Origin of the sequence: Flintibacter muris (genome assembly GCF_943192995.1) — a bacterium.
Taxonomy (GTDB): domain Bacteria; phylum Bacillota; class Clostridia; order Oscillospirales; family Oscillospiraceae; genus Lawsonibacter; species Lawsonibacter muris.
Map to the genome: position 1 here is coordinate 13,199 of NZ_CALPCP010000038.1, position 22,439 is coordinate 35,637.

Genomic DNA, 22,439 nt, shown 5'->3' on the forward strand with positions numbered 1-22,439 from the left:
GGTTTAATTATCCCTTTCGATAGGTCACATAGCGGAAATAAATTTCCTGCTCCTCCTGGACCGGACTTTCCTCTGCAATGTGCCAGCCCGGCTGTTGGTTCAGATTGGGAAACCAGCAGTCCGCGCCGGAAAAGCTCTGGTGGATTCTGGTGACATAGGCGGTGTCACACCGGTCCAGCAGGGCGCGGTACACCGAGGCGCCGCCTATAACAAAAGAGTCCTCCGGGGCCGCCGCCAGCAGAGCGTCCAGATTAGAGAAAACCTCTGCCCCCTCCGGGGCAAAATCCGGGTTCCGGGACAAAATCAGATTGCGCCGCCCCTTCAGTGGCCGTCCGCCGGGGAAGGTGGCCAGGGTTTTTCGGCCTAAAATGACCGGATGGCCGGTGGTCAGCGCCTTAAAGCGTTTTAAATCAGCCGAAATATAGACCAGCTGGTCGCCGCCCTTGCCTATGGCCCAGTTTTGGTCCACGGCTACAATTAAATTCACAGGAATCTCCTCCCCGAGAATGATTTTATGAAAGCAGGGGCGGCCGCAGCTGCCCCTGTATGTCTGGTGCTGCCGCTATGGGGCCGGGAAAAAGTCCTCCCAATATATCCCATACAGCTTGAATTCCGGAACGCTTGGAGTTTTAGCGAACAGGTAGTATCTGGTGTATCGCTCCCCGTCGCCCAGCTGCGGCCCGTCTGCCAGATAAGCCTCATTATATGTCCAGCTTTGTTCCAGCTCTACATAGGTATCCCTCCTGCTTGATTAAGTTACACCGCAACAGGAATTTTTCCCTCCAGGGGATGGGATTGGTAGCCCTCCAGCCGGACGCTGTCGGGGGTGAAGGCGTAAAAGTCGGTGACGCTCTTGTCCAGGTAAAAGGCCGGCGCGTTGAAGGGTGTCCGGGCGATCAGCTCCTCCACCACAGGGATGTGGCGGTCGTAAATATGACAGTCGGCAATGACATGGACCAGCTCCCCGGCCTCAAAGCCGTTGACCTGGGCGATCATATGGAGCAGTGCGGCGTACTGCATGACATTCCAGCCGTTAGCAGTAAGCATATCTTGGGAGCGCTGGTTCAAAATGGCGTTGAGAGTATGCCCGGACACGTTGAAAGTCATGGAGTAGGCGCAAGGATACAGAGCCATCTCGCTGAGGTCATGGTGGTTATAGAGGTTGGTCATGATGCGCCGGGAGGCAGGGTCGTGTTTCAGGTCCCACAGCACCTTGTCCACCTGGTCCATGTCTCCCTGAGGATAGTGGTGCTTCACCCCCAGCTGATAGCCGTAGGCCTTGCCAATAGAGCCGCTTTCGTCCGCCCAGGAGTCCCAAATGTGGCTGTTCAGGTCGTGGATGTTGTTGGATTTCTTCTGCCAGATCCACAACAGCTCGTCCACTGCGGATTTGATAAACTGCCGGCGGACGGTGAGAATGGGGAACTCCCGGCGCAGGTCGTAGCGATTGACAATGCCAAAGAGCTTTACCGTGTGGGCAGGGGTGCCGTCCTCCCAGCGGGGGCGGACCTCCAGGCCGGTGTCCCAGACGCCCCGGGACAGGATGTCCTTGCAGTTTTGGATAAAAACCTGATCGGCATAGCTCATAACGTGTACTCCTTCTCTCAGCGGACTGGTATTTTGGGGATGTATAATGTTGAATTGTACCATAAAACACGGCGGGGCACAAGCCCCGCCGTGTTCCTTATGCTCCTTTGTATTTCTTCCGCGTGGCGATGCCTCCCCGGATGTGGCGCTCGGCCTTGTTTTGCTCCAAAACCTCTTTTACCTGGAGATAGAGCGTCCGGTTGAAGGTGGGCAGGCGCTCGGATAAATCCTTATGTACCGAGCTCTTGCTGATGCCAAACTTTTGTGCGGCGGCCCGTACCGTGGTCCGGTTTTCCAGGATGTAAAGCGCCAGACGCTCGGCCCGTTCCTCCATATTTCCTTTCAAAGCACAACACTCCCCGCCTCTTGCTGTTTCAATGTATGCGGAGGCCGAGGGAGATATGAGCTTTTTTCCCCGTTCCGGCATAGTCTGGAGGGGAGATGATACAATGGGAAGTCTGTTTGATTATCTGTCCTGGCGGGGAGACCTGACCTTGGACCAGGTTCCCTTTGGGCCGGTAGACGGGCTGATTCTGTCCGCCCTCTCCTATGTCCACTTTGACGGACTGGTGCCAGGGCAGCCGGACGCCCCCGTCCTGCTGGGACGGGCGGCAGAGAACTACCTGACGCTGCCCGATGCCCGGCGGGGCCGATGCAGGTGTGAGAAGGATTTAAAGCTTCTCCGGGCGTTGGCGGACACTCCCCGGTTTGCCCGGCTGAAGCTGTGCGGCTATGCTGACCGCTTCGTCCCCAAGGAGGAGACCCAGTTTGCCGCCCTGGCCGTACTGCTGGGGGATGACTCCGCCTACCTGGCTTTTCGGGGGACGGACGGCACGCTGGTGGGCTGGAAGGAGGATTTTAACCTGAGCTTTTTGGACGTAGTCCCCGCCCAACTGGAGGCGGCGGGGTACATCCAGGACTTTGCCGCCGCTTTTCCAGGCACCCTGCGGCTGGGGGGACATTCCAAAGGGGGAAATCTGGCGGTGGCAGGAGGGGCGCTGTCCACCATGAAGGTGCGGGACCGGATTGAAAGCGTGTGGTCCTTCGACGGGCCCGGACTGAATGCCTATCTCCTGGCCCGCCAGGGATATCAGGAGCTGCTCACCCGAATCCGCAGTTTTGTGCCCAAATCCTCGGTGGTGGGGCTGCTGCTGGCCCACGAGGAGCCCCACACCGTGGTGGACAGCGACCAGGAGGGCCTGTTTCAGCACGATCTGTACTCTTGGCAGGTGCTGGGCCCTGACTTCGTCAGGCTGGAGGAGGTCACCGCCGGGAGCCGGCTGATTGACCGCACATTAAAAAATTGGCTGGCCGGTCTGAACACACAGCAGCGGGAGACAGTGGCGGATACCCTGTATGAGCTGCTGTCCTCAGGGGAGGCTAAGACGGTCAAAGAGGCTCTGGAGCCCCAAAACCTGGCCAACGTCCTCCACGCCGCACTGGACGCCGACCCCAAAGATCTGCTCACCGTCGCCGCCTCCCTGGGACGGCTGGCCAGCGCGGCGGTGCGGGCTTTATAAAGAAGATATTTTTGATATTATGATAGCAATTATCAAATTTGCCGCCCCTGCCGCTCCGGTGTCAGCAATTTTGAAGTTTGCTATACAGTTAGAAGTATGACGAAGCTTGAGCAAGACATATAAAATCCTGACAGGACTAACAAAAACAGGAAAGAGACAAAACAGGTATATCTCCGACATCTGCGGCAATGCTATAAGCGGATGTTCCATCCAACCCAAACACAAAAACAGAATGAAAAAAGGAGAGACGAATCATGTCTAACAGCAATAGTAATAAGATTATGGTCCCCAACGCCCGTGAGGCTATGAACAAGTTCAAGATGGAGGCCGCCAACGACCTTGCTGTAGCTGTACCATCTTAAAATGAGAGAAGCGCAATTTGACAAACCATGACGAAACATTACTTATTTAGGTGAATCGGCCCATAGAACAGGAGCATTGCAGATGAAAATGTCTGTAATGCTCCTGCTCAGCTTTGAGGGGAAAGGGCCCGGTTTTTAAGGAGCCTTTATGGCTTCCAAATCTTCGAAAAACGGGTTTGTGGTAATTTTGATAACTTTTTTGGCGTTTTTGTATGCTGTGCTTTGAGGCGAGCATATTTTGAATCGCCCAATTCACTCTGATTTCTGCGATATAAGGTAAAAATTCGCTCATATTTTTGTGTATATGAAAAAATATTCACTCATTTTTTGTGAATCGGTTGTAATTCTTTCTTTGCTGGAGTATACTATGATCAATGATACCGATGGAGGGAATTGTCCATGTGCTATCTGAAACGCAAAATCGACAGCTTCTTAACGGAGTGGAAGGCTGCGCCTCGGCACAAGCCGCTGATCGTTAAAGGTCCCCGGCAGGTGGGCAAGACGGAGTCGGTCCGGCGATTTGCTGAGAGCAGCTACGAAAATGTGATCTATATCAATTTCGTGGAGGAGCCGAAGTACAAGCTCATCACCGCCGATGGCTATAAGACTGACGATATTGTCAAAAACATCTCCCGCCTGGACCCAGGCAAGCGGTTCTTGCCCGGAAAGACGCTGTTCTTCTTTGACGAGCTTCAGGAGTTCCCCGATATCGCCACCGCACTGAAATTCTTTTCCATTGATGGCCGCTTTGATGTAATCTGCAGCGGGCCCATGCTGGGGATCAATTACCGGAAAATCGAGAGCAACAGCGTGGGCTACAAAACAGACTACGAAATGTATTCCATGGATTTTGAGGAATTTCTCTGGGCAAAGGGCTACGACGACGGGTTCATTGCGGATTTGCTGAGCCATATGAGAACACTGACACCCTTCAGCGAATTGGAGCTGTCCGTCTGCAATTCCCTTTTTCTGGATTACTGCATCCTGGGCGGGATGCCAGCGGTGGTGCGGGAGTATGTGGAGCGGGGCACCTTTGAGGGCTCTCTGGATATTCAACAGCAGCTTATCGCCGACTACAAGGAGGATATCCGAAAATACGCCGAGGGGCTGGATCAGGGGCGCATCCTCAACGTATTTAATCAGATCCCGCCTCAGCTGGCCAAGGACAACAAAAAATTTCAGATTTCCAAGGTGGCCTCCGGGGCCAGGTTCAAGGACTACCGGGGATGTATTGAATGGCTCAGCGACGCCGGGATGGTGAATATCTGCTACTGCCTGAATTTCCCGGAACTGCCCCTAAAGGGCAACTACGGGGAGACCAAGTACAAACTGTATTTTGCCGACAGCGGTCTGCTGGTGGCTATGCTGGACGAGGAGGCCCAGGAGGATCTGCGGGCCAACAAAAACCTGGGGGTGTACAAGGGCGCGCTCTATGAGAACATTGTGGGAGAGGCGCTGGTAAAAAGCGGCTGCGGGCTATACTACTATAAGCGGGAGGACTCTACGCTGGAGGAGGACTTTTTCGTCCGCACTGCCTCAGAACTGATCCCGGTGGAGGTCAAGGCCACCCACGGCAGGGCCAAGTCCCTGCGCACGCTGATCTCCAGCGGAAAATACAGCGACATTTCCCACGGGATCAAGCTCACAGGGGGGAATATCGGGTACAGCGACAATATTTATACGTTTCCGTACTTTTGCGCGTTCTTGCTGAAGAGGTACTTGAAGTCGGGAAACGGAATGATCTCATAGGAAAACGGAGCTGGAGACGATGCAAATAGAATCCTGGAAGAACTGGTTTCAGCCCCACATTCTGGAACGGGGCAGGGCTTACTTTGAAGAGGACCGGGTCTCAGATCTGGAGCGCACGGAGGACGGCTGCACCGCCACGGTGAAGGCACGGAGGAATACGAGGTGGAGATCCTGCTGGATGGAGACGCCATTGAGGATATGGTTCCAATCATCCTAACCGATTCGAATCATTTTTCTTTACATTTGTGGTTAGAACGCATATAATGGTGGTATCATCTATATGAGGTGAGCTGCTATGACGGAAGGAATGACCACAGAATTCAAACGGGAGTATACGGACGACATTAAGAAGACCATCATCGCTTTCGCAAATACCAGAGGTGGTGAGGTTCTGATCGGCGTGGAGGATGACGGCACAGTCATCGGTATCCCGGATGTGGATGGGACCATGCTCAAGGTGACCAATGCCATGCGGGACTCTATCAAACCGGATATTACCATGTTTCTGCTGTGCGAAAAGCGGGAGATGGATGGCAAGGACGTGGTTGCGGTCAACGTCCAGAAGGGCACCGCCTGCCCTTATTATCTCGCATCCAAAGGACTGCGCCCGGAGGGAGTCTTTGTCCGGCAGGGGGCATCCACCGTCCCGGCCACCGGGAGCGCCATTTTGAAAATGATTAAAGAGACGGACGGCGATGACTATGAGTCAACCCGTTCCCTGAATCAGGAATTGACCTTTCGGGATACGGAGCGTTTTTTCGCGGGGGAAAATATCCCTCTGGGGCAAGAACAAAAGCGTACGCTGGGGCTTATCAGTGAGGACGGAGTTTTTACCAATCTGGGGCTGCTCCTCTCCGACCAGTGTACACACACCGCAAAGCTGGCGGTTTTTCAAGGCTCCAGCAAGACCGTTTTCAAGGACCGGGCCGAGTTTTCCGGTTCTCTGTTCCGGCAGACGGAGGAGATCTATACCTATATTGACCGGTTCAATCGGACCCGTGCGGAATTTCCGGGCTTAAGACGGGTGGATACACGGGATTATCCGCCAGAGGCCCTGCGGGAAGCGCTGTTCAATGCCATTGTTCACCGGGACTATTCTTATAGCGGCTCCACGTTCATCAGCATCTTCGATGACCGGATCGAATTTGTAACTTTGGGCGGTTTGCCGAAGGGAATTGCCATGAGCGACGTAATGATGGGGATTTCCGTTCCCCGCAACCGTCGTCTGGCAAATGTTTTTTATCGATTACATCTTATTGAGGCGTTTGGCACGGGAATGCTGAAAATTAAAGAATGCTATGCCGGCTGTCCCTGCCAGCCTGTGGTGGAAACATCCGAAAACGCATTCAAGATCACGCTGCCCAATGTAAATTACAGGGCAGAAACAGCATCAGAGGAAAGCCTGTTATCTGAAAAAGAGTATCAGATTTTGAAGTGCGTTTCTGCCCGGCAGTCTGTTTCAAGGACAGAGATTGAGGCGGAGACGGGGTTGTCTCAAAGCGCGACGATCCGGGTGCTGAAGAGGCTGCTGGAACTGGGATTGATTCAAAAAAGCGGGAATGGGAAAAATACGAAATATCATTTATAAAGACACTTGAGGAGGACAACAAAATGTTGGAAGTTGGAACGAAAGCCCCGGAGTTTACCCTGCCGGACAAGAACGGCAATCCGGTATCCCTGGCCGATTTTGCGGGCAAAAAGGTGGTACTGTACTTCTATCCCAAGGACAATACTCCAGGCTGCACCCGTCAGGCCTGCGCTTTCGCCGGAGCCTATGAGGAGTTCAAGAAGATCAATGCGGTGGTCATTGGCGTCAGCAAGGACTCGGTGGCCTCCCACCAGAAGTTTGCGGAGAAGCACGGTTTGCCGTTCATCCTGCTCTCCGACCCGGAACTGACCGCCATCCAGGCCTACGGTGTGTGGCAGGAGAAAAAGCTCTACGGCAAGGTGAGCATGGGTGTGGTGCGGTCCACCTTTGTGATCAATGAGAATGGTATGATCGAAAAGGCAATGCCCAAGGTGAAGCCCGATACTAATGCCGCGCAGATTTTGGAATATCTTACAGCGAAATAACGAGTAGCAGCTCATAAAAGCAGCTCTGCCATTCCGCAAATGCGGGACGGCAGAGCTGTTATTCGTGGTACTACCCTCAGCGGCAAGAACTAGCTGCCTTGGGAGCATTTCACAGCGTCGATGGCCAGCACAATCATCAGGCAGTACAGGGCATCCTCCGGACGGGTGATCTCCATGCTGTAGGTGTCGGTCCAGTTCCAGAGTTCTTTGGACAGCCGCATGACGGTTCGGGCCCCATCCATGACGGTGTAGTCCCATTCCCAGAAGTCGCCCTCGATGGTCCAGCCGTTGCAGTCCAGTTGGAATTTGGGGCGAAACAGGGTGAACTCTTTGACAATCTCGCCGGCCAGCCGCTCTTCCATATACAGTTCAAACTTGGGCAGAAAGGTCAGGATCCGTTCCTGCACCCGGCCAACCGGGTTTCCCATCGCGTCGTAAATCTGGAGCCGGTGTCCCCAGCTCAACTCGCCCTTGACAACGTAGACTGTGTTGCCGTCCTCATCAAAGATGTCGTAGCTGTCGAACCAGGAGAAAAATCTCTGTTTAAATAATAGTCTCATATTGGAGCGCCTCCCGCAGCTTGTGAAAAAAAGTTTGTACTATCTTCAATAAGATACCATATACATTCAAGAAACACAAATCATTTTTGCGAGAAGAAGATGCCTCTCACTACCCAATTAAACCACCGGTTCAATGACAAACCGTTCCGCTGCCTGTATGATAGGGACACAACGACAGAGCAAAGGAGTGGAACACCATGAACTTGAAAGACGCTTTCCGGGCGCAGAACAAGCTGCAAGCCCTGATGGACGAGGCGGGGGACATCCTCCAGGACCGGAGCAACATCCTAAAGGTCACCACCACCCACCTGCGCAGCAAGGTCATGCCGGAGGCCCAGGACGCGGTGACTGAGGAAGCCGCTCCCAGCGAGTACGCAGAGCACATCAACCAGGTGGCTGTGTTCCTGATGTCCATGCTGGTGGAGCGGGAGAAGCTCAGCGCCGCCATTTGTGCCGCCAAGTCCAAGCTGCCCCTGGACATGGACAGCGAGACCGGCCTGAACCGGGTCCGGCAGAACCTGGCCGATATCTTCCGCCGGATGGCAGTCCTGCGCAACAGTGAGGTGGTACTCTCCAACGGCGGCAGCGGCTACCGGTTTAACGGCAAGGGCAATCAGGTGAGCTACCGCTGCGACGCCAAGCGGGTGACCACCGTCAACTTTGACCGCAATAAGATCCGGGGCATGGCCACCGAGTTGGGCCGCAGGGCCGACGAGGTGTCCGCCAAGCTGGACCAGTGCCTGGTTAATACTGCGGTGGACTACGCCCTCCCCTTTGAGATGAACGACAGCTTCGACACCATCCTGTCTGACTTCATCCAGCGGCAGTCCGAGTAACCTCTAACCTCAGGCGCGGCGGGTATGGGGAATGGAGAACCCGTGACGGCCGGTTCAGGTGCGGATGAATGATGATACCGCACATCGCGAAGAAACATATTCGGAGAGCATCTGCAAAATGCTGTATTTGTTTGAGAGATAGCGTCAGACGCTTCTCCCCGTGCTCCGTGCAGTGCGCTTTTGCCCCCTTCCCAATGCGCGAACTGAAAAACCGCCCTTACGCTTCTCTATTTTGGAACATGGTCCTTCGGGACCGACTTACAAGTCGCCAAGTCCAGGCAAGACCGGAATCCCACAGGATGCTGTCCGGTCCGGATGCAGTGGATAAGGGCCTAAGCGGCTTTGAAGTTTCGCCATGCCCCCTGCGCCCGCGGATAAAAAAGATGAGCGGCAGGCTCCGGCCCGCCGCTCATGGTACAAATATCAGAAAAATCGGCCGCAACCAGGATGTCATTCATGGGTACGTCCAGCAGGGTACTCAGGGCGTAGAGGTTGTCCACTGTGGGCAGGCTCTGGCCTCGCTGCCATTTGTAGATGGCTTGTGGCTCCTCAAAGCCGAAGAACTGCTGGAGATCCCGGACGGAAAGGCCCTTCGTCTGCCGCAGCCGGCGGATATTGGCCCCGGTGGCGGGAAGGTCGATGACGGGGAATTGGTTCAGGTACATGACAATCGCCTCCATTCTGGCAGTGTAGAATAGCAGGATGTGGGCAGAATGGCAAGATGTTGTGTGGATTTGTAATAAAAATGTTAGAAAGATACCTGGTGAAAGGAGGGCTTCCGATGGCGCAGATGGTGCCGCTGAACAAACGCAGTAAAAAGGCGCAGAAAGAATACCATGCCAAGCAGCGCGGCTCCTGGTATGGGGTCAATCCAATTACCCGCACTGTGCCAAGCGAGAAAGTTTATGACCGATATAGAGTTAAACGAGCAACTTGCCGCGCTCTTGGAGAAGTCTGAGAAAGCGCCAAGCTGCCAGCGTCGGACCGGCCGTCGGTATCGCCGCAGGAAAGGGCAGGAAAAGACGAATCAACGGCTGGCCATTATCCAGCTTTCCGGCTATGCGCCCCATCGGGGTTATGTGGACTGTGGTTTTGAGGGAAAGACTCTCCTGCACACAGGCAAGTACATCAAGTATCCCAAGAACAGTAAATGCCAGCGTTGGCTCAAGCGGGTGAGTAGCAAAAAGGTGCGGGCTTATCCATGTCTCCCTCAGAAAGGAAACAGCTACCGCAAGGTTTTCGACTACTGGTGGGCGCTATATTAAGAAACACTGCTTAACAAACTATGACAAAAAACTAATTATTCAGGTAAATCGCCATCTAATGCAAAAATCCCATCATCGAAAAGATTTTCCAAGAGTGGGATGTTGTTTTTGACCGGCCCAGGATGCAGATATTGGGGCTGCTGCTGTCAGGTTAGTTCCCCAGTATGAGTAAAATACCACCTTCTCCGAAATTAATCAGAATGTTTTACGGAACAGATGGAAATTTCAAGGGTTACTTTTTCAGCAGACGGAGGAGGTTTATGCCTACCTTGACCTACGCAATCAGATCAGGGCAACTTTTGAGGGGCTGTATCGGATAGGCAGCCGGGATTATCTGGAACTGGCTCTACGCGAGGCACTGATGATCCGGTAGACGTCCTAAACATGGAAAGGCCCCCAATCCCTGGGGCACAGGGGATTGGAGGCGGTTTGGGTAGATATTTGGTAGACGTGTAATGTCAATACATATTCAGTTTTATACAAAGCCTGATAGCTCATACAATCAAGGCTAACTTTCGCTGGTTTCGCTTAAAATTTGCTACGGCTGGATAAAATGATGTAAAATATAATCCTTTACCTTTTGGGCCGCTAAGGGAAGGACGCGCTCTTTACAATAGGTAAAATAAATAGTTCGGACAAAATCGCCTTCCGGGTCCACAATGGGCAGCATAGATATTTTATCTGAATTCATTGCCGGTACCTTGGGCAACACTGAAACGCCAAAGCCCAGGCTCACATATTGAAGTGCTGCATTGCACTCCCGTACCTCAAATATATTTTTAGGAATCATGCCATTTCTGGAAAACGCCTCGTCTAAATTGACTCTCAGACTGCTGTTTCTTCCCAGGGCAATCAGGGGCTCAGATGCAAAGTCAGAAAAGGAGACAGAATCCCGCTCTGCCAAAAAATGGCTGGAAGGCACTGCCAGGTAGAGAGTTTGACGTTCGACTGGAATAGATTGTGCCCAATCCGCCTGATGAAAACTAAAGCCTAAGTCCAGCGCCCCGGACCGGATTCGACTGAGTACATCGTAGGATGACACCTCAGTAAAGTGGAATAAAATTCGGGTTGTTTCCTCTTGCTTGTAAAAACCCTTTACCAATTCGGGAATAATCGTGGCGGCGATACTTTGAAAATAGCCCAGCCGGACAACCTGCTGAGCTGAGTCTGCAGATTCCTGCATAAGATCCACACCCTCCTGCAGAAGGTACATCGCCTGATCCACATAAGAAAAGAAACGCTGTCCGTTTAAGGTCAACGAGACCTTTCGATTCTCCTTCTGAAACAGCTTGACCCCCAGCTCCCGCTCAAGTTCTCTAATCGCCGCGCTGAGACTGGGTTGTGAAATTCGAAGCTGTTCCGCAGTTCTGGTATAGTGCAATGTCCTGGCCAAGGCCTGAAAATATTGTAACTGCAGCAGGGTCATGGCAGCCGCCTTCTCTCAATAGATTTTAATTTATTAATATTTTATTGTTCTACTCCTATTATTGTCAAGTTTAAATAGTGATAAAAAATTTTTCCAAATAATTTTGACAATTTAAACGATATTCAATTTTTATCAGAAAAAATATTATAAAAAAATATCTATAGTTATAATCCAGAAATAAGTATTAGACATCTTAGCTCCATGGCGATAAACTAAACAAAACGGCGGCCCGCTGCTTTCAAGTATTCTCACTCTTCTGGCAACGAAGAATTCGGGTGTTATACGGTGCTCCCAAGTTTAATCACCGTAAATCTGCGATATCGAAGGATGTATCAGCAATGGATTACGCGGCAATGATAGCGTTTTTGAAAAAGACCCCCACGGGGGATCTGACGGATGCCATGCGGCGTCTGGGCATCTCCGGCTATACAAAAGGGATATATCGTCTGCAAAATGGTCATATTCCCAACATGGTAGGTCCTGCACTTACGGTTCAGTATATCCCCAAGCAGCCCGGCCAACCGGGTGGCTTACCTGGGCAGTTCACAATTGCCAGGATGTGCACTGAAGGGCAGGTCATGGTAGTGGCCGCTCAGAATACCCGCTGCTGGCTCACCGGCGGCAACGTAGCTCGGGTAGCAGAGTTGGCCGGAGCTTCCGGAATCGTAGTGGACGGCTGCATCCGGGACAAGGAAGAGATTATGTCACACTCCATGCCCTTCTATTGTAAGGGCAGCGGGACCAAGCCCTATGCTGAGGAGCTCCAGCTGGCCGCCATTAATGTGCCAATCGATCTGGACGGCTGCCGCATCAACCCTGGAGACATTGTGGTGGGCGACGGGGATGGTATTGTCATTCTCCCAGCCCAACGGGTAGAGGAGATCATCTATCAGGCGGAGGAGATCGGTGAGATCGAGATCGCCTTAGCTCAGGCAGTGGAACAGCAGGTCAGCCTAGAGGAGCTGAACGCCATTAGCGGCCGCAAGCCGGTAATGCGCACGTAGAATCGGGGCAGGAGGAGTATAAATGAAGACCATCGACAGTAATATCCTGCGTTCCTTTGGTGTTCAGTTCTTGCAGGCATATGGGGCTTCCTTCGAAAATGCCAGCGTAATCACTGACCACTTGGTGGACAACGACCTGAAGGGCGTGGAGTCTCAGGGGGCGATGCGGCTTTTTGAGTATGCCCGATTTATGGTGGAGGGCAAGGTAGACGGCAAGGCCAGTCCCGTGGTACAGACTTTAGCTCCCGGTGCTTTTTTAGTGAAGGGCAACCAAGGATTTGGCATCGTCGCCATGCAGCGGGCGGTAGATCAGATCCTGAGCACCTTTCCCAACCAGTCCATGGCGGTGGCCGCAGTGACGGACGTGGGCCACACGGGCCGGGTGGGGGCCTACGCAGAGGCTCTAGCCAACCACAATTGCTTTGGCTGTGTCTATGGAGGAGGCGGACATAAGGAGCATCCCTCCGTCGCCCCCTTTGGAGGGACAAAGGGGGTTATGAGCACCAACCCGGTAGCCTTCGCTATGCCGGGAATGGAGGGGATCCCTCTTTCCGCCGATTTTGCCACCTCATCCTCCGCCGGCGGCAAGCTGCGCCTGGCACAGAGGAAGGGCGTTCCCCTGCCGGCCGGACAGATTCTGGATAAGCATGGAAATCCATCCACCGATCCGGCAGACTACTTCGACGGAGGCGTAATGCTCCCTTCGGCCGGCCCAAAAGGCAGCGGGATGGGTATGATCAACGAGCTGCTATGTTACGGAATGCTGGGCGCTCCGGTAGAGTTCAATTGGGTCCTTACCGCATTTCGCCTGGAATTATTCTGCGCGATAGAGGACTATCAGCGGCGCAGCGGGGAGTTTTTGCAGATCGTCAACAACACTCCACCCGCTTCCGGCTTCCAGTCCGTGAGTTATCCTGGCCAGTTTGAAGCTCGGTGCGCTGACCGGCGCCGATGTGCCGGCATCTCAATAAGCGACAGCACGGCAGCTCAACTGGCGGAAATGGCACAGGCTAAAAATCTGGACATTCCCTCTTGCCTTTTATAAAATATCCTATTTTTCGTCCGACAGGAACCATCTACCAATGTTTTTTTGTCCTGTCCAAAGTTATAAAACAAAAGCTCCTATTTCTTTGACCAGGGCAATAAACATAAATTTCATACATAAGGAGGAAGAATAATGAAAAAACGAATCTCTGCCATGCTGTCCATAGCGATGCTCCTTACTATCCTTGCCGGGTGCGGCAATTCCTCCGCGCCGGCCGGTTCCAGTGCTGATGCCAGCAAGAGCAGCGGGTCCCCCACTGCCTCCTCTTCCGGAAGCGCCGGAGACAGCAGCACAGGTCCTTCCTTTGAGGAGGGCATGACCTTTGACGTGATGGAGTTTGTCACCGGCCCTTCCGGAGGCGGCTGGGCTCAGATCGGCGCTGCCATCGCTGACAAGGCCAACGGCTATTTCTCCGGTTTCCCCATCACCGCCACCACTGGCGGTTCCGTAGCAAACCCCATGGTTATGGCCAGCGGCGAGGCGATGATCGGCCTCTCTCAGGGCATCTTCCTCAGCGCCTCTATGGAGGGCACCGAACCCTATACAGAGAAAGTGGACTGTCTGAGGGGGATTGCCTCCCTGGACAGCAGTCTGCTCTATCTGGTCTGTGACGCCAGCGTCAAGGAGAACACCGTAGGCGAGCTGATTGCCAGCGGGACCAAAATCTCTATCGGTACTCTGCCCGCTGGCAACGCCGCCGACATGCTGATGGACTTGGCGCTGGCCGAGTACGGCACCACCGCTGAGGAACTCTCCAATAACTCCGTCTATGTGGCGGACGGAAGCGCCCTGACGGACGCCTACTCCGATCACCACTTTGATCTGATTAGCCTGAACCGTGCCCTTCCCAACGCCAGCCTGACCGAGCTGATGACAGGCCGTTCCTCCAAAATTCTGGGCATTGAGGAGGATATTGCCCAGGCCCTGGCCGAGAAGTACGACTGGGAGATCATCACGATCCCTGCCGGTACCTACCCGGGTCAGGAGGAGGATGTGCTCACGGTTGGCATGAAGTCGGTGCTCATTGTTCGGGACGACTGCCCCGATGCGGTGGCCTATTTTCTGGCTAAAACCATGTATGAGAACAAGGAGTATTTCGAGACTGTCCAAACTGCTTACGCCGCCTTTGACAAGGAGGATATGGTCAACAATCTGACTGTTCCCGTCCATCCCGGCGCGGAGCAGTTCTGGAAAGAGGTCGGCCTGATGTGATCCAGAACTGATCCTGGCTATTTTAGGAGCCCTGCCCATGGGGCAGGGCTCCTCTTCGTATACGACAGGAGGTAATCTATGAAACTGCCCTGGCAAAAGACCAGAGAGGAATTGACGGAGGAGAGCGCGGAGGCCACCTCTAAGCGGACGCTCTATGGCCCGTATCGTGTCTACGCCTTTATACTCGGTTTTTCTCTGACCATATTTGTATTTTATACTGCATTTTTCGGCGTTTTCCTCCCTATGATTCAGATCGGTATCGCCCTTGGCGTCCTTCTGTCTCTCAGCTTTCTATGGATTCCCGCCCGCAAGGCTTCCCCCAGAGACCGTCCCTCTGTCCCCGACCTGATCTGCTCTGTTCTGGCTTTGGCCTGCGGGCTGTATACTGTTATGAACAACGCCCGTTTTATCGCCCGAATCCCCTATTACAGCGAGATTCAATTTTGGGACAAGGTGACAGCGGTGGTCCTGATTGTTCTGGTGCTGGAGGTCAGCCGCCGCACGGTGGGCCTGGCCATGAGCGTCATCGCCGGGGTGTTCATCGCTTACGCATTTTTGGGCAACTATATGCCCGCTATGCTGATGCACCGGAGCTTTACCCTGAACAAGCTTGTGGACTGCCTGTACCTTACCACTGAGGGCTTCTTCGGCTCTATGACCGCCATCTGCGCCGGCACCCTGTTTGTATTCATCTCTTTCGGGGTCTTCCTCCAGGAGACCGGCGGAGATAAGCGTTTTATGGACATTGCCCTATCCGTGGCTGGGCACAAGCCAGGCGGGCCTGCCAAGGTGGCTGTGCTGAGCAGCGGCTGTATGGGTATGATCTCCGGCAGTACAGTGGCCAATGTGGTGACCACCGGCACACTGACCATCCCATTGATGAAAAAAATCGGCTACACCCCCGAGGAGGCAGGGGCAGTGGAGACGGTGGCCTCCTCAGGTGGGCAGGTAACTCCGCCCATTATGGGAACGGTGGCCTTCCTCATCGCCGACGGGATTGGCGTGGCCTATTGGGACGTGGTCAAGGCCTCCTTCCTCCCCGCCCTGCTGTTCTATATCACGGTCTGGTTCTTTGTGGACACCAAAGCCCGGAAGAAGGGAATGCGGGGCCTCCCGAAAGAGGACCTGCCCCCGCTGGGGCGGAGCCTTATGACCTGTACCCCCATGATCGTCCCGATCGTGGTGCTGTGCGCACTGCTGGTCATGAAATATACCCCCGCCCTGTCGGCTGCGGTCTGTTGCCTGCTGATTCTGGCTATGGCCGCCTGCTACAAGGACTCTCGGTTATCCCTGAAGCAGCTGGCCCTGGCCATTGAGAAGTGCTCCATCTCTATGACCTCCGTGATCGGCGTGATGGCCTGTGCCTCTGTCATCGTGGCCATCATGTCAAAGACAGGATTTTTGCTGAAGAGCACCTCCATTGTCATGCTTCTGGGCGGCGGCAAGCTGATGGGGATTGTGCTAATCAACATCGTCATGTCCTATATCATCGGTATGGGGCTGCCCTCCGCCTCCTGCTATATCATCCTCTCCGCCCTGGGAGCTCCCGCCCTGATCTCCCTGGGGGTCACCCCCATTGCGGCCCACCTGCTAATCTTCTGGTTTACCCAGTTGGCCGGCATTACACCCCCCGTGTGCATTACCGCCTTTGTGGCCGCCGGAATTGCCGAGTCCAGCCCCATGAAGACAGGCTTCACCGCTCTGGAAATGGGCTCCACCTTCTATCTGGTCCCCTTCATGTTCCTGTTCACCCCGCTGATCAATGGTACACCGCTGGAGATGGTAATCACTGCGCTCATTACTGCTCTCGCTTTCTATATGATGGTCTCCTGTATTGAAAACCATCTCCACGGGGCGCTCTCTCCAGTTGTTCGGATTTTGTGCGGGTTGACCAGTGCGTGTCTGTTCTTCGCCTCCTTCACCACCACCTCCTTCCAGACCAGCGTCATTATGAGCGTGGCAGGTGTTGCGGCTATGCTGCTTATCAATCTCTATCAGAAACGGCGGGCCTCACAGGTCCCCGCCGCATGAGGCAAAATCATTTCTTTGCAGTCACATCGGAAAAAGCTGCCGTTGGTATATCTCCTGTTCCGGAAGCTCCTCAAGAATCTGAGGTGCGATTATCCTGGCCTGCGAGATAGCGCTCTGGATTCCTTCCCGAAATCCGCGCGGTCATGGAAGCGTCCCAGCGAAGCGGAGAAGACAATATCGGGCACATCATCGTAGCTGATCCCTTGAAAATTTCCCTTTTCCTTTTCCAGCAGCAGGACCCGCTCGATGCTGGGCGGAATATAGTTATCTGACAAAAGGATCAAATCAGGATTTTCTGAGATATGATACTTGTTCATGATGCTCTCATAGGATCTGGTACCCATTCGCTGCAGGCTCTCCATATAGATGTCATAGCGCAGGCAATCCAGAAAAAAGGCTCTGTAATCCGGAGACATAAAGAAAACATCACAGATCCGGACCATAGCAGCCGAATGGACCAGCGGCTGCTGGACAATATTCACCGCCGCGCTGACCCTGCTCCGCAAATCGCTCAGGTAGGTCTGTAATACCCTGACGGCGATATGCCGCTTGCTCTTAAAAAAATAGGTGGCCAGGCCCGGGCTCACCTCCGCCTCCTGGGCAATTTTGCGCATAGTGGTGGCCTGATACCCGTCCCGTAGGAACAGCCGGTTGGAAACGGACAGGATCACAGTTTCTTTTGTCCTCTTCATAGGCCTCCAGCCGACTCAGCAGAGCCGTGCCGGCGTTGGGACATTTGGTATAGCAGATACCGCAGTCGTCGCAGTCCATGTGGCTGATATGGTATTTTCCGTCACTGCCCTTGAAGATGGCCTGCTCCGCACAGTTCTCCTGGCAAATGCCGCAGCCGACACACTGGTAGCTGATAGAATAGGTGAGCGGCCAGGGAGTTAATCCGCCAAAACCGAAACGCACCCTCCGGACCCGCTCGCTGTTGTAGAGATGGAACATCTCTCCCTCTCCCTTCTCCAGCACAAAGAAGGCCACAGCAGAGAGATTGTTCCGATACATCAGCTTTGTTCCCGGGTTTGCCTCGAAATACTCGTCCCGGATGGCCTGGTCCTCTGACACCTCCTTAACAAAGGCGCGCACACGGATCATAAACCATGTGTCGATGGGAAGGCAGGCCACGATCTCAGGACATTTGCACAGCTGCTGATAAAAAGGCTTGTATTTAGAGGTTATGAATATCATGCGTCCGTCCTTAAGCCGCTGGAGGTCGATGACCCGGCTCTCTGGATGTCCGTTGCTTACCATGGACACGCTAATGTACTGGCACTCGGAAATCAGCTGAAATGCCTTTTCACAGATCTCCTCCTGAGGGCTCTGATCGGTCAGGCCCCAGAGAATGTCGATGCTGCTGAGATTGTGTTGAGTTCCTCTAAGAAATTGGTTCATTTTGCCCTCCAATTATCATTTAAAATACAAATTCAGGCCCGTTGGAGGTTTGATAGGTCGATGTCAAGAACTGCTGCACCAAGGGCGTCACTCCTCCACGGGGACATAAGCGCCGTTGACATGGCGGTATTTCTTGCCGTCGATCTCCCTGGTATACTCGGCGCTGAGCATAACGGTGAGGAACAGGTGGGGGCGGTCGATGCGGTTCCACTCGAAGGGGCCGTGGGGCACACCGCCCGGGATGTAGATACAGCAGTTGTCGGTCACTTTGTAGGGCTCGCCTTCAATATACAAGGTCGCCTCACCCCAGACGGCGTTGACGTCGTCGTCCTTGTCGTTGAAGCTGGGCATGTAGAAAATCAGCTCGTCGGCATCGTGGACGTGCTCCCCTACAATGGGATTTACCTCGGGAATCTCATAGAACCAGGAGAGACTGAAGTTGACATGCCCATCGGGAAAGAGCTCCTCATTCGCATAGGTCTGGCCCAGGGTGCGGCCAGTCTTCAACTTTCCGTTGTGATCCAGAATGGAGTCCAGTACAGGGTGCTTGGGATAGCTGGGGGATACAAACAGATGACCCCACTTTCTTGCCACAGGAAATGCCTCCTTTCACTTAAAAAACAAAAGTACAAAAGTCGACCTTGTTCTCTGCGCTTCCAAGCAACTAAGTGGCCTTGGCCTTCTCCTTTCCGCTAATTGCAAGGCAAGTATAGCTGAAAGGCGTGAGGAAAGCTATTACCAAGACCACTAAAGAATGAGAGACAAAGCAAGCATAACCACCAATGTGAACAGATTGGAAAACGAAAAAGCCGCCCACAGTCTGCCGATCACTCAGGCAGGACTGTGGGCGGCTTTTTCCTCTTTTTGAGTGCCAGAGAGTTCAAGTCACCACGATTTCCAAAAATTCTAAAATCCGGTAAATTTGCATCTCTGGTGCGTTATTTTTATTTTACGGAGCTAGATTTTTGAAATAGTCGGAAAATATTCTAGTTTTTCTTCATAAATACAAATATATAGCAAAAATCCCGCACCAAAGTGCGGGGTTTTTGTCTGCATCTTTTTTGTCAATGCAAGTTGGTGGAGACAACAGAACTCGAAGGGAACATGGTATGTCCCTGTGTGTGTTTGCTTCTCCCTGGTAATACCTGTTGAAACCGTTGCGGCACAAGGGATTCCGTACTTCATATGGAACAAAACTGCGAAAGTCCTTGAAGCTGTTCGAATCTCATTTTTTGATGTTCTGTTAGAAATAATTAGAGGCAGGATAGAGTGCTGTTACAAAAATGCCATCGGATATACAAAGTCAAATTGATTATTACAGTGAATCCCATGACATCTTTAAAGAAAATCCATGGCTTCTTTTTAACTGAGTAACTGCGGCTCGATTAACATCAATAACATCTCTAAAACTACGAGTTTGAGCATACACTCCACATTTTTCAAGGCGTTCAATTTCTCGTTCTGCCGTAACTAGTAGCATTTCATAACTATCAAGTGTCTCTTGATAACTTGGCCTATTCAAAAGTGAGACTTGGTGTTTAAGACAACAAAGGTAATGTTTAAATGCGTCAGTTTCGTTAAATCCAGTGGCAGACGGAGGTGCCGATGATTGAAATATTTTGCTTATACCTTCATCTAAAAAGTCCTTGTCTTTTGATTTCATTGAGGCCAAGTGTCCATGATTAAATGCCCAGTCCATAAATGACAACTTGTATTCTGATAGTGCTTCTGGATAATATACCCATGTACTCTTTCGCTTTTGTTCATCAGTATCAATAAATCTATTGGTAAAACTCCTAACATTTAACCATGACCCGGATGCCATAGCATCAGTTCTAAGCAGGGCTAACGGTAATAATTGGTGATTTCCATAACCAAAAACTATTTTTTTCCCCGATATCTTGAGCGTAGCGCATATATGGAGAACATTAGAAAGCCACATTGGATTATCTGCTAAATATTTTCGATCTAGGGCCTCTGCAATAATATAAAAACCATCAACGTCCAAATCAAGAATCGCTTGTAGCACAGGTTCAATTGTATTTTCATTCTGCACTAAAAAATCTTTGGGAAACGTCAGCGTAGCTAATAAGGGCTTGTCATTCATGTATTTATGACCTGAATCGATGATTCGCTTGGTTTGACGTAAAAACCGATTTGCCCATGATGAATCGTAGTTATTCAAAATGCTTGGCAAAATATATGCCACAGATTTCGCAATATCATTGCAGTTTTTAATTTCTTGTATTTGCTGGTCAATTGGGGTGTTATTTTGTTGCAATTTAGTATTTAGATTGCTATCCCAATACGAATATTGACTAAGCCGTTTAAGTTCACTTTTTGGACAATAACATTGAGGGTCGAAGTAACATTGTACTCCTGCTTTTTGAAATTCGATGCTCCACGTCTTTAATTGTGTAGGTGCCATATCTCTTGGACTCAAAATAACTGAAGTTTTGTCCCATTTTTTTGACAAATCAAGTGTTAGCGCTTTCATGCCATGTCCAAATTGTAAAAATAATTCCATTAAATTAAGCGATCCTCCTTTTAGAGGGTTAGTGTTTTCTGAACTGTATAGAACCATTCCAATGCTTTTTTTGCACTTGGCGGACGTTTACTTACTTGCTTTTGCATTAGAGTCTGAATCAATCCCATCAATTGACTATCTCTATCCCCAGGAATGAGATAGTTTTCTGGTGTTACAGTTACAGTCTGATACCATATTTCATTAATGTCCATTTCTTTCCCCGTAATAAACGGGTGCTTTCCAAAAATAGCTTGATACACAACAACTCCTACAGAAAAAAGATCCGCTTTGCTATTTATGCTTGCTTTATCATACTGAAATAATTCCGGCGCACCATAGCCCGGCGTATGAGGGCCTACAACTGCAGCAGTATATGTCAGAGAAGGAAGGTTCAGATTCCTTGCAATACCAAAATCAATTAAGTGAAAGGATCCATCATCAGAACAAATAATGTTATCTGGCTTAATGTCTCGATGTACAATATTGAGCGATTCCAATTTTTCGACAACTATTAGCAAGCTCTCAAAAAGTTTTAAGCTATCTGTAAGAGGAATTGCTCCTTTTCTTAATCGATTTGTCAAAGTCTCTCCTTCAATATACTCTTCAAATAAATAAAAGTATTCATTTCCATCAAATTCAATAGAGGATATCTCTTTAATCTTTGGTACCCCGGGCAAATTATTTTGATTTACAATATCGATTTCTCGACGGATTCGTTCGTTCATTTCTTTTACTATCTTTAAAATAGCCATTCCATAGGAATCTAGTTGCACCAAATAAACTTCTTTCTGTCCTGATTCTGGAAACTTTTTCAAGATATTAAGCGAAGGAAACTTTTTCACCAACTCATCCATTATCATTTTTTCTCACCCTTTTAATTATTGAGTATTCTACCAATACATTCATTTAGATAAATTGAATTATAATTGGATGGAAATCTATTGTGGTGTGCAGGGCTATATTGTATAAACTCTTGGTTATTATATAAATATATGCCTATTCCCAATGCGATCATTTTTTTTGCCAATTCAATATCAGGAGCTTTTTTCCTTTTGGACAATACAAAGCTTTCAGAAGCAAACGAAGTATTTATAATAGCTTGTTGCATTACTTCATCCCACTTGCTTATTTTAGCTTCAACAGCCTCAATATATTTTACCCCGAAGAGTTCTTTTTTGTTTGGAATAATCCATGCTCCCGCTTTACGTTCAATGAGATTAGCATCCATCAATGCTTCCAATGACTGCAATAAGGTTTTATATTGAATAGACAGCTCTTTTACTATCCTTTGAGAAGTTACATTCCTTTTTGAGTATATAAAATACAACAATTTAAGATCTCTTGTAGATAATTTATTTCTGCTTACATTCCACCGCTCATAACGCGAAGGATCATATTCAACAAAAACTACATCTGGGTAAGCATTATTTATTTTTGTTTCAATAAATATTGCCAGACTTTTTTTTGCTGTCTCTTTGAAGCATTCTTTCCTATAATTTATAAAATTAGTGACCATATCAAATTCTTCACCGACAGTTATTGGCCTAGAGTTAATACCCAGAAAAGAATAATTGTCGTATACCTCAATAATGGCCATCTATCTGTTCGCCACCTTTCTTTTTATCCCCTATATTGTGCGCAAACAAAATAAATATTTGCAGGTATGGTGACCAATATAAAATATTATCTAAACATGAAAGTACTTACTATACTATCAGATTCTGATACATCCTCATCAACTCCGCCACGCAGCTTGTCTCGGTGGTAGTCGCCACGTCAAACCCATACGCCTGCATGACGGCCCGGTCGTTCTGCTGATGGGCCTTCCGCAGCTCCGGGGGCAT

Annotated in this window: 25 protein-coding genes; 12 read left to right on the forward strand and 13 right to left on the reverse strand. The window is 50.9% G+C overall.

What is annotated here, in order from left to right; translation table 11 throughout:
* Positions 1–7: 7 nt before the first annotated feature.
* From NFS22_RS18880 to NFS22_RS18890, 3 genes are all read right to left on the reverse strand, one after another.
* Positions 8–487: a dihydrofolate reductase gene (locus NFS22_RS18880; RefSeq protein ID WP_251319274.1), complete on the reverse strand. Its 480-nt coding sequence runs from the start codon at positions 485–487 to the stop codon at positions 8–10.
* Between the two features lie 269 nt (positions 488–756).
* Positions 757–1,587 (reverse strand): thymidylate synthase, encoded by an 831-nt coding sequence (gene thyA, locus NFS22_RS18885; RefSeq protein WP_251319275.1) that lies wholly within the window; start codon positions 1,585–1,587, stop codon positions 757–759.
* A 97-nt stretch (positions 1,588–1,684) separates the two neighbouring features.
* Complete coding sequence (locus NFS22_RS18890; RefSeq protein WP_251319276.1) at positions 1,685–1,933, reverse strand: sporulation transcriptional regulator SpoIIID; 249 nt, start codon at positions 1,931–1,933, stop codon at positions 1,685–1,687.
* A 103-nt stretch (positions 1,934–2,036) separates the two neighbouring features.
* Here NFS22_RS18890 and NFS22_RS18895 point away from each other — a divergent pair, with 103 nt between their 5' ends.
* The 5 genes from NFS22_RS18895 (at position 2,037) to bcp (ending at position 7,291) form a co-directional block, all read left to right on the forward strand.
* Positions 2,037–3,107, forward strand: coding sequence for an Mbeg1-like protein (locus NFS22_RS18895; RefSeq protein ID WP_251319277.1), 1,071 nt, complete (start codon positions 2,037–2,039; stop codon positions 3,105–3,107).
* Between the two features lie 254 nt (positions 3,108–3,361).
* Positions 3,362–3,469, forward strand: coding sequence for a small, acid-soluble spore protein, alpha/beta type (locus tag NFS22_RS18900; RefSeq protein WP_251319278.1), 108 nt, complete (start codon positions 3,362–3,364; stop codon positions 3,467–3,469).
* A 399-nt stretch (positions 3,470–3,868) separates the two neighbouring features.
* Positions 3,869–5,218 carry an ATP-binding protein gene (locus NFS22_RS18905; RefSeq protein ID WP_251319279.1) on the forward strand — a complete coding sequence of 450 codons (1,350 nt, stop codon included), beginning with the start codon at positions 3,869–3,871 and terminating at the stop codon, positions 5,216–5,218.
* Between the two features lie 295 nt (positions 5,219–5,513).
* Positions 5,514–6,806 (forward strand): RNA-binding domain-containing protein, encoded by a 1,293-nt coding sequence (locus tag NFS22_RS18910; protein WP_251319280.1) that lies wholly within the window; start codon positions 5,514–5,516, stop codon positions 6,804–6,806.
* Positions 6,807–6,829: 23 nt separating this feature from the next.
* Positions 6,830–7,291, forward strand: a complete 462-nt coding sequence (gene bcp, locus NFS22_RS18915) for a thioredoxin-dependent thiol peroxidase (RefSeq protein WP_251319281.1) — start codon at positions 6,830–6,832, stop codon at positions 7,289–7,291.
* Positions 7,292–7,380: 89 nt separating this feature from the next.
* On the opposite strand, the gene NFS22_RS18920 is transcribed toward bcp, so the two are convergent.
* Entirely contained in the window at positions 7,381–7,851 is a 471-nt protein-coding gene (locus NFS22_RS18920) for an LURP-one-related/scramblase family protein (RefSeq protein WP_251319282.1), read from the reverse strand.
* A gap of 197 nt (positions 7,852–8,048) precedes the next feature.
* On the opposite strand from NFS22_RS18920, the gene NFS22_RS18925 reads away from it, so the two are divergent.
* On the forward strand, positions 8,049–8,687 hold the full coding sequence (locus NFS22_RS18925) for a hypothetical protein (protein ID WP_251319283.1): 639 nt from the start codon (positions 8,049–8,051) through the stop codon (positions 8,685–8,687).
* A 332-nt stretch (positions 8,688–9,019) separates the two neighbouring features.
* Here the strand turns inward: NFS22_RS18925 and NFS22_RS18930 are convergent, their stop codons facing one another.
* On the reverse strand, positions 9,020–9,352 hold the full coding sequence (locus NFS22_RS18930) for a helix-turn-helix domain-containing protein (RefSeq protein WP_338148031.1): 333 nt from the start codon (positions 9,350–9,352) through the stop codon (positions 9,020–9,022).
* A 116-nt stretch (positions 9,353–9,468) separates the two neighbouring features.
* Between NFS22_RS18930 and NFS22_RS18935 the strand changes: the two genes are divergently transcribed.
* Positions 9,469–9,645: a hypothetical protein gene (locus NFS22_RS18935; RefSeq protein WP_251319284.1), complete on the forward strand. Its 177-nt coding sequence runs from the start codon at positions 9,469–9,471 to the stop codon at positions 9,643–9,645.
* Positions 9,593–9,952: a hypothetical protein gene (locus NFS22_RS18940; protein ID WP_251319285.1), complete on the forward strand. Its 360-nt coding sequence runs from the start codon at positions 9,593–9,595 to the stop codon at positions 9,950–9,952. The genes NFS22_RS18935 and NFS22_RS18940 overlap by 53 nt, the downstream gene beginning before the upstream one ends.
* A 538-nt stretch (positions 9,953–10,490) precedes the next feature.
* Here the strand turns inward: NFS22_RS18940 and NFS22_RS18945 are convergent.
* Positions 10,491–11,378 (reverse strand): LysR family transcriptional regulator, encoded by an 888-nt coding sequence (locus tag NFS22_RS18945; RefSeq protein WP_251319286.1) that lies wholly within the window; start codon positions 11,376–11,378, stop codon positions 10,491–10,493.
* Positions 11,379–11,716: 338 nt separating this feature from the next.
* Here NFS22_RS18945 and NFS22_RS18950 point away from each other — a divergent pair, with 338 nt between their 5' ends.
* From NFS22_RS18950 to NFS22_RS18965, 4 genes are all read left to right on the forward strand, one after another.
* A complete protein-coding gene (locus NFS22_RS18950; protein WP_251319287.1) occupies positions 11,717–12,382 on the forward strand; it encodes an RraA family protein in 666 nt (221 codons plus the stop codon).
* A 22-nt stretch (positions 12,383–12,404) separates the two neighbouring features.
* Positions 12,405–13,427 (forward strand): Ldh family oxidoreductase, encoded by a 1,023-nt coding sequence (locus NFS22_RS18955; protein WP_251319288.1) that lies wholly within the window; start codon positions 12,405–12,407, stop codon positions 13,425–13,427.
* A 132-nt stretch (positions 13,428–13,559) separates the two neighbouring features.
* Entirely contained in the window at positions 13,560–14,639 is a 1,080-nt protein-coding gene (locus tag NFS22_RS18960) for a TAXI family TRAP transporter solute-binding subunit (RefSeq protein ID WP_251319289.1), read from the forward strand.
* A 78-nt stretch (positions 14,640–14,717) separates the two neighbouring features.
* Entirely contained in the window at positions 14,718–16,670 is a 1,953-nt protein-coding gene (locus NFS22_RS18965; RefSeq protein ID WP_251319290.1) for a TRAP transporter permease, read from the forward strand.
* An 89-nt stretch (positions 16,671–16,759) separates the two neighbouring features.
* Here NFS22_RS18965 and NFS22_RS18970 read toward each other — a convergent pair whose 3' ends face one another.
* The 7 genes from NFS22_RS18970 to NFS22_RS23910 form a co-directional block, all read right to left on the reverse strand.
* Entirely contained in the window at positions 16,760–17,284 is a 525-nt protein-coding gene (locus NFS22_RS18970) for a TetR/AcrR family transcriptional regulator (RefSeq protein WP_420908892.1), read from the reverse strand.
* Positions 17,226–18,068 carry a 4Fe-4S dicluster domain-containing protein gene (locus NFS22_RS18975; RefSeq protein WP_251319292.1) on the reverse strand — a complete coding sequence of 281 codons (843 nt, stop codon included), beginning with the start codon at positions 18,066–18,068 and terminating at the stop codon, positions 17,226–17,228. Before NFS22_RS18975 ends, NFS22_RS18970 begins: the two co-directional genes overlap by 59 nt.
* Positions 18,069–18,155: 87 nt before the next feature.
* Entirely contained in the window at positions 18,156–18,662 is a 507-nt protein-coding gene (locus tag NFS22_RS18980; RefSeq protein WP_251319293.1) for a cupin domain-containing protein, read from the reverse strand.
* A 721-nt stretch (positions 18,663–19,383) separates the two neighbouring features.
* On the reverse strand, positions 19,384–20,595 hold the full coding sequence (locus NFS22_RS18985) for a hypothetical protein (RefSeq protein ID WP_251319294.1): 1,212 nt from the start codon (positions 20,593–20,595) through the stop codon (positions 19,384–19,386).
* A gap of 20 nt (positions 20,596–20,615) precedes the next feature.
* Entirely contained in the window at positions 20,616–21,455 is an 840-nt protein-coding gene (locus tag NFS22_RS18990; RefSeq protein ID WP_251319295.1) for a serine/threonine protein kinase, read from the reverse strand.
* Positions 21,456–21,469: 14 nt separating this feature from the next.
* Entirely contained in the window at positions 21,470–22,192 is a 723-nt protein-coding gene (locus NFS22_RS18995) for a hypothetical protein (RefSeq protein ID WP_251319296.1), read from the reverse strand.
* Between the two features lie 109 nt (positions 22,193–22,301).
* On the reverse strand, positions 22,302–22,439 hold a 138-nt coding region (locus tag NFS22_RS23910), incomplete at its 5' end, for a type IIL restriction-modification enzyme MmeI (protein ID WP_338148032.1).